This is a genomic window from Peribacillus sp. CSMR9, assembly GCF_033141925.1.
Classification (GTDB): domain Bacteria; phylum Bacillota; class Bacilli; order Bacillales; family DSM-1321; genus Peribacillus; species Peribacillus simplex_A.
This window is the reverse complement of record NZ_JAOPHO010000005.1, coordinates 12,291-25,690: the sequence shown is the minus strand read 5'-3', so window position 1 is coordinate 25,690 and position 13,400 is coordinate 12,291. Positions and strand designations below refer to the sequence as shown.

Genomic DNA, 13,400 nt, shown 5'->3' with positions numbered 1-13,400 from the left:
TTTATTTTTATTTATGGTATTAAAAAGTATTTCAAGCTGAAATGTTTTTGCGCAAAACAACCTGAAGTAGGACAGCTTTTTATAGAAGGCCCTATGTCTGAATAGGATTTATTATAAACATTTATTGGCAATAGTATTCACTAATATGAATAGTTGTTTACATTAGTGAATAATAACCTAAAAAAATGGAGAGCTTAACCATTATAATGGTGGCTCCCTTTTCGTTTCAGTAAATGCAACTTGAAGATTGTTGGTTTGAGGTATCCCTATTTTTTCATTTAACAGATGGAGAATTGCCGCCTCTTTCATTTTCAAGTCACAATCGGTTATTTTTTGTCTAATTAGTTGTCTAACATCATGGTTGCCAAGATCGTTTATATGCTTAAACAATATTTTTTCAGACTCGATATGAACAGAAAAACGAATTTGGAGTTCCCCCATTTGCACTCCCCCTTGCTTTTATATCTATGCAAGAAAATCAATAGGACAACCCTATTCATTATTAATAATTCTTCTCTCATTATTTAATTTATCTAACCATATATTGAGACAAAAAGAGGTAGGGGGATATTTGTTTGAAACACGAAAGTAATGAACTCAAAGAAAGATCTATTGCCCTGTACTGCCGCGTTTCAACTGATGAACAAGCTCGTGAAGGTGTTTCCCTGGATGAACAACAAGAACGGTTGACCGCATACTGTCGAGCAATGGGCTGGAGCGAGGCTCCGCTTCTTTTTATAGATGATGGTTATTCAGCAAAGGATTTGGATCGGCCACAACTTAAGCGTTTATTAGAAGCCATGAAAAATGGAGAAATCTCAAAAATTTTAGTAACAAAACTTGATCGCCTTAGCAGAAGACTGCTTCATCTTTTGGAACTAATTGAGTCATTTCATCATGTAAATGTTTCTTTTATTTCTATTAGTGAGGCATTCGATACCAATACTCCTGCGGGTCGTCTTACCCTTCAAGTATTAGGGGCTGTTGCGGAATTTGAACGCGAACGGATACGAGAACGCGTTTTTGAAAACATGTATCACGCTGCTAGTCATGGAAAATGGCTTACACAAAGCCCCTATGGTTATCGCCTAAAAGATAAAGAACTAGTCATTTATGAACCTGAAGCAAAAATTGTTCAGCAAGTATATGATTGGTATCTAGAAGAAGGAAATGGCTATTACACAATTGCTAAAAAATTGAACGATGAAAACATTCCTTCTAGACAAAAAAAGGAATGGTCCATTCGTTCCATAAAGTTAATGCTCACCAACCCCGTTTATAAAGGCACTCTTGTTTGGAACCGTTTAGATTCCAGTAAGAAAAAACGATCTGAAAAAGATGAAAAAGATTGGATTGTTCTCGATGATGCACTTCCATTTATCATAGAGAAAGAAGCATGGGACAAAGTTCAAAATAAAGCGAATAAAAAGCAGATGGCACCAAGAGCTCAAACAAGCCCCCATCTTCTTGGTGGCCTACTAAAATGCGGAAAATGTGGTTCAGGAATGAGTATTGGTTGGTCTGGTTCAGCAAAAAAACGATACCGTGTTTATCGCTGTTCGGCGAATAAAAATAAAGGAACTTGTACAAGTAAACAATACAAAGCCGAAGATGTAGAAACATGGTTCAAAAAAGGTCTTCTTCAACTTTCTAATACCATCCAAACAACGATGATTCCTCATCTCATTCAAAAAAGCATTGCAGAAAATACAAACACAAAGGACCAAAAAATACGGTCCGCTAAAAATCGATACAAAAGAAAAGTAGAAGCATACACAGCAGGATTGATTGAAATAGAGGATTTAGCTGAAGAAAAAAGGCGGTTGGAACAACTCATTGAGGAAGAAAATGACCAGGACCAAACTACACAGATTGACATAAATCACCTACAACAGTTAATTATGAAAAAAATGAAAAACATAATTGATGCTATCGATGTATTGCCTGTCCCAGAAGCAAAATCACTAATAAGCACACTTGTAGAAAAAGTCATTTTATTTAACGAAGAAGAACTGGAAATCGAACTAAATGTTCTTTAGTGATACTCCGTTCAATAATGTAGCCTTCTAAATGCGCCGAGGAAATCAATATCTTAACTTATCTTCAATTTTTCCTTGGCAAGCATCCCTATACCCCATGCATTTACCAAAAGTCGTACAAGCTTTATTCCGCAAGCTAAAAAATTCATTAGTGTTTATAGAACTTGCTACACACTGCACAATAACAAAATTATTTTTCGTTTCCAGCTTGGGTTTATAGCAATATAGCTTGTATTTTGAGATTAAATTAAAAGTTTATTTATATCACTTTACCCTTATAAATTTACAAAAGTAAAATGACTAGACATTTGATTCACCAGTCTCCTTTTTCACTTTCACTTCAACCTGGATAATTCTAAGTTTTTCTCTAATTGCATTTTTAAGCATCGGTTTAAAATTTTTATATTTTTTGTCTGTTAACGGACAGCGATATTGTATCCCCTCAATTATATTTTCTTCAAGTTTTTCTTCTTTATTAAAAAATGCAGAGTAAATACTTTTTGGAATGTCCTCACTTTTTCTTATAAATTCGATGACGTCGTTGCTACATTCCTTACTTATCTCATTATATATTGATTTAAAATCTTGAAAAGAAACTGTCTTGATCAAGCTTCCATCAATTGTTGATGGGGCTTGTTCTTTTTTTGAATGTGTTATCTCACTCTTGACCTTTACTAATTCTATTGCCGTTTCTTTACAGGTTTCTTCAACCTGTTCATACAATTCCTCAAGAAAGTTGTATTCCTCTTTGAGCTTATCAATTTCTTTTGTTAACTCATATTTTTTTTGGTTTGCAAGATGTAATTGATTCGTCAAACCATCTATTTTTTCTTCCAACTGCTGTATTTCTCCCTCATGTTCGATTGATGGTGCTTGGATTATTTCGTCAACTGGTAAATTAAATTCAGGTTTCTCCTCCTCTTCCGATTTTTGATCATCCAGCCTAAAAGCATTTTCAACATACCATTCATGGACAGCCATAACTTCAGGTAAACCTGGCCGCTGCTCATCTATAAAATCAAATAAATCAACATGGTGAATCTTCCACCCTTCTTTACGGTTATCAGATCGCTCCGCTCTAATTTTCCCATCACGAATCCAACGTGTAACCATTTGAATCGAATCGGTAATGTAATACTCTTGAAGAATTTTTATAGCTTGATGAACATTGTAAATTCTCATCTTCGTTTTCTCCACCTTTTATTCATGTTACAGATAGATATGAATCATTTTCATAATTAATGACCGAGCTTGAGTGACCGTAATCCTTTTTTTCTTTACAGGAGTAATTTTAATAAAAAGTAATCATTTGACAATTAGGAACAGAATCATTTAAAATCACATTAGTCAAAAAAGGTCAAACACTGTGCGAGGGAGGCGATTTAATTGTTTATCTGTTTTTATTGTGGGGATTCTCTTGAAGATAGCCAAAGAAGTGAAGAACATATTATTCCTGAATCATGTGGAGGAAACATAACTACATGGAAAGTTTGTAAAACGTGCAATAACCGTGCTAACAAGGAAATAGACGAAAAATTTAAAAATGAATGGTTTGTAAGTTGGGAAAGAGCATTTCTTGGTTTACCAGATAAAAGAGGTAGAAAACACACTGAACGAATTGAAACAACGAAGGAAGACGGAGAAAAAATTCAGCTCCTTGTTTGCGAGGAAGGCATAGTTCCAATAGCTAAACCAGATATTAATTGGGAAAACGATAAAATAACGTTAAAGGTAGACCCAAGATATGTGACCAATATTTTAAAAGATGTCGAAAAAAAAGCAATTAAACAAGGTATGAATTTTATCGCTCCTGATGAATTACCGACACCAATCTCAGAACAAGTCGGAAAGGTCGGAATATCCAAAAAAATTGATGTACCAGTAATTCGACGAGAACAGGTAAAAATAATACTTGGATTAGCTTGTTTCTTTATTCCTAACTTTACTAACTCGACAACAGCAAATTTATTACGAAATTACTTATGGGACCCAAATGGTAAAGATGCAATAGTTAATTTACAATCAAAACTTTACCCCTTCGATGTTACGAAGGATACTTTACCTTCATATATTCAACAAGGAAATACCGTTTATACTACCCCTAATGAAGGAATGGAGATAGAGGTACTAATCCAAACATTAGGTATTGAAAATGAACATATATTTGCCGTATACAGACACAAAGGTAAGTTAAGACTTTTCTTGAGTATTTTTGGCAAGATTAATGCTGTTATTGATACTTGCGAAAGTCCTGACCATTTCTACTTAGGTCCCGTGTTGTATAAAGATACAGCATATATAGTTCATCCAAAAGAGAAAAAGCATAAAAAAATGAACATAGAAGAAATTTTAACACTTGTTCCTTCACTTGCTTCTTCCAAACTTGCTGGAGCGCTTAGCTCTCGACCAGATTTGCTTAACTCCTAAAGGAAATCGGTTCATGATTATCAGTAATTGTAGAACACAGTTTTTTTAAAATGTTTAGCTTTGTTAAAGATTAACGTTGATTTTTGAACAAATAAAAGAGACCACCTAATAAGTGGTCTTCTTTAGTGCATCATATGGATTTAACGCACCCGTTAGTTGAATAAGAAATGATATAATATTCTAAAATTTAAAATTAGGAGTTGTAATATTTATGGATTTTTATATTGTTGATGTATTCGCAGAAGAAAAATATCAAGGTAACCAATTAGCTGTACTTATTCCCTCGAGAACAATATCTACTGAAGAAATGCAAAAGATTGCAAGAGAGATAAACTTTAATGAAACAACATTTATTTTATCTGGCAAACAAGACAACGGAGGATACGATGTTCGAATATTTACTCCTGATGTTGAGGTTCCTTTTGCTGGTCATCCAACATTAGGAACAGCATTTATCATTCAGAAAGTTTTAGAAAACAATGAAAGTAAACAAATAACTTTAAACCTTAAAGTAGGACAAATACCTGTAAATATTGAAGGTGAACAATTAATAATGAAGCAAAACCCACCCGAATTAGGAACGATTATTCCTGATCAAGATATTTTCACCGAAATATTACAGATACCAAATGAAGATATTGATTCCCGTTTTCCAATTCAAATTGTATCAACTGGATTACCAGCAGTAATTGTTCCTCTTTGTTCATTGGATGCTGTAAATCGTTGCAAGATCAATCATAATAATTATCAAAATTTCATTGATAACGTTATAAAAGCAAATATTCTTGTCTTTACTCCTGAAACCAAACTAAAAGAAAATGATTTAAATGTAAGAGTATTTTTAGATGACACAGGATTCCCTGAAGATCCTGCGACTGGAAGTGCAAACGGAAATCTTGCTGGATACCTTATCGCACATAACTTTTTTGAAAGTAAAAATATAGTGTACAGAGTTGAACAAGGATTCCAAATGGGAAGACCATCTATTTTAAATATACAAGCTGAAAAGCCCCAAAATTCCATTCAAATCCTTGTAGGGGGTAAAGTATTTTTAATCGCAAAAGGAGAATGGTATTAACATTAGAAAGTCCAAATTCGGGCTTTTTTTAGATTAATATTTTATTCAAGTCTCTTCCGAACGTAATAACCATTGGATTATGAGCCATCAAGGTTTACCTCATATTTCTGTTTACTCCTTATTCTTTAGCTAAACTCAATAGTTATGCCTTAGTAAACTAACCTGCACCGTTAGCCATCCATGAATCGCAAAGAATGAAAATGGTTAGGTAGTGTCAATACTGATACTGACCTTAATCCATTCAACCCTAATCCATTGACTAATTAATTAACGCTCTCCTCTTTTTTTAAAACGATTGAGCACGGTCTTCTTAAGTATTGTCATTTTTCTTTTTTAAAGAAACTTATTTTCATGGTAGTTCCATAAGAAAAAGCTGCCTTAAAGACAGTTCCGATCTTCAGCTAACGCACCCATTAGTTGAATAATTTTTTTTACCTTAAAAATGTTTTGTATATAAAGAAAGAGGGTATAGAATTGGTTAGTTAGACAGTTATTTAATTGGGGGAATAATAATGGCAACTCTTTTAAATAATTTAACAAACTCGTTAATCGAGACCCGTCAGCGATATGCAATGCTTAAAGATAATGGCATTGATTCAATGAGTACCATTTATCCTGCTATCCCTTGGAATGCCGAACTATATTATCACCTTTTAGCGACCTTACCTAAAGAGATTGACCGTCTGGAACAAAGGATTATGAAAATAGAAAGCAACTTTAAAGCCCGCAAGTGATGGTGGGCTTTTTTCTTTGGCTGTTACGATAATGTTGAAAACTCAATATTTAAAGTGCAGTAGATAGTAATCAAAAAGAGGATAATAATCCGAATTTCGGACTAATTATCCTCTTTTAGCAGTCACACATTAATTTCTAACAACAACTACTACCGCCTAATAATACTAACCCAGCACCTTCTTGATTTTCTTCTTTGTCCAATGTTAATTCATCAGTTCCAGTAATTTGTGAATCCATAGCGACTTTGATTCCGTTAATAGTTTCAATAGTATCAGATTCCTGCGGGTCATCTAAAGATATAGTAAATTGTGGTCCACAACAACCAGCAACAGAAGTAAGACGAATCCCATCTGCACCTTTTTCATTTAAAAAATTTTCTAGTAATCCCTTAGCTCCATCTGTTATCTTCATATTAATTCCTCCCCTTTTCTTTTATGCATTAGGAAATATTCTTTTTAATGCATCCTTCATTTCTGGTTTCATCTTAATTTTAGGACGTGCGGACTTAGCCATTTCCTCTGCTTCTTCGATGGACTTTGCCTTACCCAAAGTCAACAAGGTTCCAACGGCAACAGTTCCCGTACGATTGCTTCCTCCAGCACAATGAAAATACACTTTCTTTCCTTCATTATATGCTTTTACGACATGAGCGATCGACTTTTTAATGGATTCATCTTGGTGTTCAGCATCATCGACAATGGGACTATGCATGCGGTTATACTCCGTATCTTCAGGCGCTTCTGCACGCAAGTCGAAAATAATATCGGCTTTCTCATTTTCCATCATGTCTTTCACATCATCTGCGCCACCGATGTAAATGCGATCTTTAATTAATTCATGATAAGTCTTTGTTGTCATTATATCCATCCTCCAATTAAAGTGACTTACTCCAGTCATGTACGACTTATCAATCAGTTAATGTAATCTTTCAGCTTTTCATACCCAATCTTTTCCTCATGCATCCAAGGGATGTTTACACATTTCTCAGATGACTTTTCTTTAACTTCATGAATCCATTCCTTTTCTGACATTGCTTTCCCGCTTAATACAGGGTCAACCGTATTTGTAGCATATAGACTCTGATTAATCACCCACCACTGTGGATCGATTTTCGCCCTTCTTAAATCATCTTGTAATCGGGATGCTTCTAACACGGGTGTGGCTTCGGCAAGTGTGACGATCACGACGGCAGTTTCTTCTGCATTCCTAATTTGAGGAAGTAATTTTGTTACACTCTCAGGGACTTCACCCGTTGACTTGGCAATCTCTTTACTATAAGACTGTGCAGCATCCAATAATAAAAGCGTGTGACCCGTTGGTGCCGTGTCAATAACGACCATTTCATCTTCTGATTTAGCGACCACTTCAGCAAAGGCTCGGAATACGGCTATTTCCTCCGTACAAGGTGAATTAAGATCTTCCTCTAAATAAGCGAGTCCTTCTGCATCTAAATCTTGGCCTGCGTTCTTTAAGACATCTGCTTTGTATTTTTCGACTTCTTCTTTTGGATTAATGCTGCTAATCGTTAAGTTTTGATTGAATTGATCATTTTCGAATTGGTAATTCAAGTGCCCCGCGGGATCTGTTGTCGTTAAGTGCACACGGTGCCCCTTCTCAACTAAACCAACGGCAATCGCGGAAGCCACCGTTGTTTTCCCCACTCCACCTTTGCCCATTGTGAAAATAAGCTTTGTATTATTTGATGAGAAATCAGTGATCATTTCATTCAATCTTGGAAGCTTCGCTGTTTCATCTTCATATGTCACCATCTTTGATGGGATCGTATATTGTTTAAATAAATATCGTAAATTGTCTATCCCTGTTAAGGAAAAAGAAACAAACGGTAACGAATAAACAGCGATCTGTTTTAAATGTTCTGGTATGTGCTGCAATGCGTTTCGTTGTCGGTGATAAAAGGCGGATGACACTTCATCTTCTTCAAGGTGTGTCTGAAGAAGCCCATTCACGATAAGTATTTGGTTTTTCACGCCAATTTCTTTGAGTTCATTGGATGCACGGTCTGCTTCAAATAAGGATGAAGCATCAGGTCTTGTTACTAGGATTAATGTGGTTTTACTTGGATTGGAAAGGACCTCCACAGTTTTAGAATAAAGGTCTTTTTTGTCCGCCAACCCTGATAAAGGACCTAGGCATGACGCACCGTGTGTGCTTTCTTCCAGGAATCCACTCCATGCCGTCGGAAGCTGTAAAAGCCTTAACGTATGCCCAGTTGGAGCGGTGTCAAAGATAATATGGTCATACTGATTGACTATGTCAACATTAGTCAGCAAATTGGAAAATTCATCAAATGCAGCAATCTCAACCGTACATGCTCCTGATAATTGTTCTTCCATGGTAGCAACGACAGAATCAGGTAGCTTTCCTTTATATGGACCAACCACTTTGTCACGATACGCTCTCGCTGAAGCTTCTGGATCTAAATTACTGGCAAATAAATTATCAACACCTGGTACGGCTATGGGTGTATTGGTTAGACTGATTCCAAATACATCTTGTAAGTTGGAAGCTGGGTCTGTGCTGATGAGCAACACCTTTTTCCCACTATCGGCTAATGCAACGGCGGTGGCACTGGCTGTCGATGTTTTTCCTACCCCACCTTTTCCCGTTAAAAATAAAAAGGGTGTTTGAATGACATTCTTCGGATTGAAAGATTGAAACATGCTTTTTCCCCTTCTTTCTTTCTTTCTTTCTTATTTCAGTTGATTTAAATCAATGGAAAGACGAGCTTTTGGCTTTTCATTTAACTCTTCAGGTTTTACTTCAAACCATTCTCCAAACTCTTCGTTCGTTGGATAACTTCCCTCTTTTACAATCTGATTATTGACTAAAATAATTGGCAAGACGTCAGGTCCTTTTTCATGTAAAGCTTTATTAATCTCAGGGTTGTCTGCGAACTTAGCAGGATCATTGGTTAATTGATAACGTTTGATATCGAACCCTTTCTTTTCTAAAGAATAAACAGCAGATGCCACCCTTGTTAATTCAGGATCAACACTCGGTCCACATACCCCCGTTGAACAACACATGGCAGGATCAAAGATTTCAACTTTCATCACTTGCTCATCTCCTTTTAATATATAATCATTTACTTATGCTATGGATAAAACGAAAGCCGAGTGATTACTCGGCTTTTCAGTTTTATTTATACGCCCGTTTTAGAGAAACGTTCAATTCTTTCTCCGATTTCATCACGAACACGTTGGAAGGTCGCCCATTTTTCTTCATCAGTTCCTTCCGCTTTTGCTGGGTCATCAAAGCCCCAATGTTCACGTCTCACATGCGGTGGCGTCATTGGACATTTATCTGCCGCATCGCCACATAACGTGACCACAAAATCGGCATTATTTAAAATGTCTGGGTCAATGATATCGGAAGTTTGATTGGTAATATCCATACCAACCTCGTTCATCGCTTTAACAGCATTTGGATTCAAACCATGTGCTTCAATTCCTGCACTTAGCACTTGCCATTCGTCCCCTAGATATTTCTTACCCCATGCTTCAGCCATTTGGCTTCTGCACGAGTTACCTGTACATAAGAAGTAAAGTGTTTTTTTAGACATGTTATTTCTCTCCTTTATGAGTAAATGATGTGTTTAGTGAATAATGTTCAACCATATATACAAGCCAACTAATGTGATGAACAATGTTGGGATGGTTAAGATGATACCCGTTTTAAAGTAGGTTCCCCATGAGATTTTCACGCCTTTTAATGAAAGGACATGCAGCCACAATAAGGTAGCCAAAGAACCTATCGGTGTAATTTTTGGTCCCAAGTCCGAACCGATGACATTGGCATAAATCAAGGCTTCTCTTATGGCACCTGTTGTATTCGTGTCGGAAATGGCAAGAGCGTCAATCATGACCGTCGGCATGTTATTCATAAGCGATGAAAGAATAGCGGCGATGAATCCCATCCCGACAGTAGCAGCGAATAATCCTTGATCAGCCGTTACTTGTATAAGGTCGGCTAAAATGTTCGTCAATCCAACGTTTCTCAATCCATACACCACGACATACATTCCAATGGAGAAGAACACAATCGCCCATGGTGCGCCTTTTACAACAGTTTTGGTATTAACAGCTGGACTCCGTCTTGCCATAAACAAGAAGAAAATGGCGATAACACCTGCAATGATGGATACAGGAATGCGGAAAAATTCACTGATAAAATAGCCAACCAGCAGAACGCCTAAAACAATCCCAGACAGTCGAAACATTTTCACATCCCGAATGGCATCGACTGGCTTCTTCAATTGAGCCATATCATAATTCTTCGGAATGCTCTTTCTGAAGTACAAATATAATACCAGGATGCTAGCTGCTAATGAAAACAGGTTGGGAACAATCATTCTAGAGGCGAACTCAATAAACCCGATATCAAAAAAGTCCGCAGAAACAATGTTGACCAGATTACTTACCACAAGCGGTAAGGATGTAGTGTCCGCAATAAACCCACTCGCGATGATAAATGGGAAGATCATTTTCTCTTCCAACTTCAAGTTTCGAACCATCGCCAATACAATCGGAGTTAAGATGAGCGCGGCTCCGTCATTTGCAAAGAACGCAGCGACTAGAGCACCGAGAATGCTCACATACACAAACATCCTTACTCCATTTCCCTTGGCCGCTCTCGCCATATGTAGAGCTGCCCATTCAAAGAAACCAATTTCATCTAAAATCAAAGAAATAATGATAATAGCAATGAACGCCAACGTCGCGTTCCATACAATACCCGTAACGGTAATTACATCGTTGAAGTCAACAACCCCAACGAGTAAGGCAAGTACCGCACCCCCGCATGCTGACCAGCCGATTGACAATCCCTTGGGTTGCCAGATGACGAATGTCAACGTCAGCAAAAAGATGATACTCGCTAATATAACTGTACCCACTGATGTTCTCCTCCTCGTTAGTCACAACAAATTCGTTTTCCTTGTGCAGTTAATTCTTCTAATTTAAAGTTTTGACTTGGCAAATCCTTGATGACCGTTTGAATAAATGAGTAATACGAGGATGTTTGATTTAACGAGTAAAATATCCATTGTCCCCTTCTCGCTTCATTCACAATTCCGCTATCTTTCAACTTTCGTAAATGTTGGCTAATAGCAGGTTGGCTCATATCAAACAGGTCTACAAATTCACAGACACAACATTCATGTTCAGACATAATTTTCACCATCGTCAAACGTGTTTTATCCCCTAAAAGTTTAAGAACATTTGCCGTAGCTTCTATATCCAACGCTTCATTCGTTTGCATGTTACCCCTCCTAGCCTAATCGAATAAATAATCATATGCTTATGTGGTTATTTAACATCATTGTATAAGTATATTCTTATTTAATCAAGTATTAAATATTCAACAAAATCATTTTTGATTTTAGTCTACCTAAAAGAGTTAATTACTTTTTCTCTAGGCGCTGGTAAAATTTACTCAATACAATGAATTTAAGAAATGAGGAGCTTATATGGGGACTAAATCTGAGAAATTTAAACAGATTGTTATGATTGTTTCATTGAGTTTATTGATTGTTTCTCCCCTTATTATTCATCCAATCATTACAGCTAAATTAGAAGAACGGAAGGTATATAACAAGGCTCTTTTGGCACTAGAGGAACCTGACTATGTGGTAGCCTTGCGTTATTTTGAAAAGGTTGCTGATTATAAGGATTCTAGAAAAAAGATGGATGCGATTTATCTTGAAATATCTAAACTTGTTCCAGAAATGATTGAAAAAGAAATGTTTTACGGCGGAACTTATTTATATAAGTATCTATCCATCTTATCGGATGTACCTAAGTATGAACAACAAGCCCAAGAAATGAATGAAGCTGCTGAGCTTGCTGAAGCTGAAAATTTAGTTGAAGAACGAGCTAAATTGAGTGTGACAGTTCCTTATGAAGGAATGTTTGAAAAAAATATTGAATTTTCTTCTTGGGGGAAGCCCACTGAAATAAACAAAGAACACCATTATGACTCTTTGACAGAGGAAAGAAGAGTTAAACATTATAAATGGGTTGAAAAAGATGAATTGGGAAGGACCCGTACCATAAAATCCTTAATGGTTCAGCAAGGAGCAGTATGGGGGGAGCCACAGGTTCATCAGTATTATCAGAATAACTAGGTTTTGGAGGATGAGTGGATGGCTGTTGTGGATCCGAGTAAATAGATTGATTGGGTGAAGTTAACCAGGGGTATCAGGGGATTTTTGGCCTCGATAGATATTTTTAGGGGAAAACAAGGGAGCACAAAAAAATAACCCATCCTGTTCGTTAGTCGGCTACGGATGGGTTACCTGATTCATTACGGGTTACGCGGGCGAAGATGTGCTACCATCGTCGCTCTTTTATTATGTCCTCCGTATCATGAATTCATGATACGGAGGATTGTATATTTTTAGGGTACAAAAGTACGCCCAAGACTTTACAACCGATTTACAAAAACACGGGTAACACTATACAACCTATTCTCGATCCACCTCATTTTTTGATTTTTTAGTAGAATGAGTGTAAGCAGGGATTAAATCGAATGGAGAAATAGGATGAATGAAAGAAAAATGTGTGTGTACTGTGGGCGTTGGTATGACATGGAGACGATTGTGAACAAATAAAAAAAGACAGTGTACCACGCTGCCTCTTTTTGTATGGGTTAAAGAAAACGCAGAATTATTTCATCTTATCTAGTGAAATTATTCTATGTTTTAATTCTGAATTCATATCTAAAACACCTATTACAATTTGATTATCTTCCGTCAATGTTATGTATCTGAAATAATCATCATCAGAAATCAACAAATCGGTGTCATTCGTCGTTTTTTCCATTTTGGCAAATACATCTACTGTGTACTCAAGGTGAAAAAAATCATCAAATCCCTTGCTTGAGCTACCTACCCAGGTATACAGAAAATCTTTCAGTGTGATTTGTTCATTTCCCGATAATTGTTTCTTGAATTTTAACTTATCTACTGTAACGCTTATCATCTTTCATCACTCCTTAACGAGTCTTAATTATATATATTGAAGTCTCCTCCAACAATGCTATTTGCGTAACAATCCGTTTACAGTTTAGTTACTAAGGGGCAGATTAGTTGAATAACAATT

Annotated in this window: 15 protein-coding genes; 5 read left to right on the top strand and 10 right to left on the bottom strand. The window is 36.5% G+C overall.

The annotated features are described in order from the left end of the window. Positions 1-201: 201 nt before the first annotated feature. On the bottom strand, positions 202-441 hold the full coding sequence (locus N9I19_RS05180; protein WP_134783021.1) for a hypothetical protein: 240 nt from the start codon (positions 439-441) through the stop codon (positions 202-204). Between the two features lie 134 nt (positions 442-575). Between N9I19_RS05180 and N9I19_RS05175 the strand changes: the two genes are divergently transcribed. Beyond that, positions 576-2,039, top strand: a complete 1,464-nt coding sequence (locus tag N9I19_RS05175; RefSeq protein WP_134783022.1) for a recombinase family protein — start codon at positions 576-578, stop codon at positions 2,037-2,039. A 300-nt stretch (positions 2,040-2,339) separates the two neighbouring features. On the opposite strand, the gene N9I19_RS05170 is transcribed toward N9I19_RS05175, so the two are convergent. Beyond that, positions 2,340-3,221: a DNA-binding protein gene (locus N9I19_RS05170; RefSeq protein ID WP_134783023.1), complete on the bottom strand. Its 882-nt coding sequence runs from the start codon at positions 3,219-3,221 to the stop codon at positions 2,340-2,342. Positions 3,222-3,425: 204 nt separating this feature from the next. On the opposite strand from N9I19_RS05170, the gene N9I19_RS05165 reads away from it, so the two are divergent. The 3 genes from N9I19_RS05165 (at position 3,426) to N9I19_RS05155 (ending at position 6,278) form a co-directional block, all read left to right on the top strand. Continuing rightward, on the top strand, positions 3,426-4,466 hold the full coding sequence (locus tag N9I19_RS05165; RefSeq protein ID WP_134783024.1) for an HNH endonuclease: 1,041 nt from the start codon (positions 3,426-3,428) through the stop codon (positions 4,464-4,466). 211 nt (positions 4,467-4,677) lie between these two features. Next, a complete protein-coding gene (locus N9I19_RS05160; protein ID WP_317777166.1) occupies positions 4,678-5,544 on the top strand; it encodes a PhzF family phenazine biosynthesis protein in 867 nt (288 codons plus the stop codon). A gap of 512 nt (positions 5,545-6,056) precedes the next feature. Next, entirely contained in the window at positions 6,057-6,278 is a 222-nt protein-coding gene (locus N9I19_RS05155; protein WP_134783026.1) for a hypothetical protein, read from the top strand. 136 nt (positions 6,279-6,414) lie between these two features. Here the strand turns inward: N9I19_RS05155 and N9I19_RS05150 are convergent, their stop codons facing one another. The 7 genes from N9I19_RS05150 to N9I19_RS05120 all read right to left on the bottom strand — a co-directional run bounded on the left by N9I19_RS05150 (position 6,415) and on the right by N9I19_RS05120 (position 11,559). Beyond that, a complete protein-coding gene (locus N9I19_RS05150) occupies positions 6,415-6,690 on the bottom strand; it encodes an adhesin (RefSeq protein ID WP_134783027.1) in 276 nt (91 codons plus the stop codon). Positions 6,691-6,711: 21 nt separating this feature from the next. Continuing rightward, positions 6,712-7,137 (bottom strand): protein-tyrosine phosphatase family protein, encoded by a 426-nt coding sequence (locus N9I19_RS05145; RefSeq protein ID WP_317777165.1) that lies wholly within the window; start codon positions 7,135-7,137, stop codon positions 6,712-6,714. A 53-nt stretch (positions 7,138-7,190) separates the two neighbouring features. Next, positions 7,191-8,960, bottom strand: coding sequence for an arsenical pump-driving ATPase (gene arsA, locus N9I19_RS05140; RefSeq protein WP_134783029.1), 1,770 nt, complete (start codon positions 8,958-8,960; stop codon positions 7,191-7,193). A gap of 30 nt (positions 8,961-8,990) precedes the next feature. After that, on the bottom strand, positions 8,991-9,356 hold the full coding sequence (arsD, locus tag N9I19_RS05135; protein WP_134783030.1) for an arsenite efflux transporter metallochaperone ArsD: 366 nt from the start codon (positions 9,354-9,356) through the stop codon (positions 8,991-8,993). Positions 9,357-9,442: 86 nt separating this feature from the next. Continuing rightward, complete coding sequence (arsC, locus tag N9I19_RS05130) at positions 9,443-9,862, bottom strand: arsenate reductase (thioredoxin) (protein ID WP_134783031.1); 420 nt, start codon at positions 9,860-9,862, stop codon at positions 9,443-9,445. A gap of 33 nt (positions 9,863-9,895) precedes the next feature. After that, a complete protein-coding gene (locus N9I19_RS05125; RefSeq protein WP_317777164.1) occupies positions 9,896-11,194 on the bottom strand; it encodes an arsenic transporter in 1,299 nt (432 codons plus the stop codon). 17 nt (positions 11,195-11,211) lie between these two features. Beyond that, entirely contained in the window at positions 11,212-11,559 is a 348-nt protein-coding gene (locus N9I19_RS05120; RefSeq protein WP_134783033.1) for an ArsR/SmtB family transcription factor, read from the bottom strand. A 208-nt stretch (positions 11,560-11,767) separates the two neighbouring features. Here N9I19_RS05120 and N9I19_RS05115 point away from each other — a divergent pair, with 208 nt between their 5' ends. After that, positions 11,768-12,424: a hypothetical protein gene (locus N9I19_RS05115; protein WP_317777163.1), complete on the top strand. Its 657-nt coding sequence runs from the start codon at positions 11,768-11,770 to the stop codon at positions 12,422-12,424. A 541-nt stretch (positions 12,425-12,965) separates the two neighbouring features. Here the strand turns inward: N9I19_RS05115 and N9I19_RS05110 are convergent. After that, a complete protein-coding gene (locus tag N9I19_RS05110; RefSeq protein WP_134783035.1) occupies positions 12,966-13,280 on the bottom strand; it encodes a hypothetical protein in 315 nt (104 codons plus the stop codon). Between the last annotated feature and the right edge of the window lie 120 nt (positions 13,281-13,400).

Excerpts from the sequence above, each read along its gene's own strand:
- N9I19_RS05180 (WP_134783021.1), bottom strand. The coding sequence starts at position 441 with ATGGGGGAACTCCAAATTCGTTTTTCTGTTCATATCGAGTCTGAAAAA.
- N9I19_RS05170 (WP_134783023.1), bottom strand. The coding sequence starts at position 3,221 with ATGAGAATTTACAATGTTCATCAAGCTATAAAAATTCTTCAAGAGTAT.
- N9I19_RS05160 (WP_317777166.1), top strand. The coding sequence starts at position 4,678 with ATGGATTTTTATATTGTTGATGTATTCGCAGAAGAAAAATATCAAGGT.
- N9I19_RS05155 (WP_134783026.1), top strand. The coding sequence starts at position 6,057 with ATGGCAACTCTTTTAAATAATTTAACAAACTCGTTAATCGAGACCCGT.
- N9I19_RS05150 (WP_134783027.1), bottom strand. The coding sequence starts at position 6,690 with ATGAAGATAACAGATGGAGCTAAGGGATTACTAGAAAATTTTTTAAAT.
- N9I19_RS05145 (WP_317777165.1), bottom strand. The coding sequence starts at position 7,137 with ATGACAACAAAGACTTATCATGAATTAATTAAAGATCGCATTTACATC.
- arsA (WP_134783029.1), bottom strand. The coding sequence starts at position 8,960 with ATGTTTCAATCTTTCAATCCGAAGAATGTCATTCAAACACCCTTTTTA.
- arsC (WP_134783031.1), bottom strand. The coding sequence starts at position 9,862 with ATGTCTAAAAAAACACTTTACTTCTTATGTACAGGTAACTCGTGCAGA.
- N9I19_RS05120 (WP_134783033.1), bottom strand. The coding sequence starts at position 11,559 with ATGCAAACGAATGAAGCGTTGGATATAGAAGCTACGGCAAATGTTCTT.
- N9I19_RS05115 (WP_317777163.1), top strand. The coding sequence starts at position 11,768 with ATGGGGACTAAATCTGAGAAATTTAAACAGATTGTTATGATTGTTTCA.
- N9I19_RS05110 (WP_134783035.1), bottom strand. The coding sequence starts at position 13,280 with ATGATAAGCGTTACAGTAGATAAGTTAAAATTCAAGAAACAATTATCG.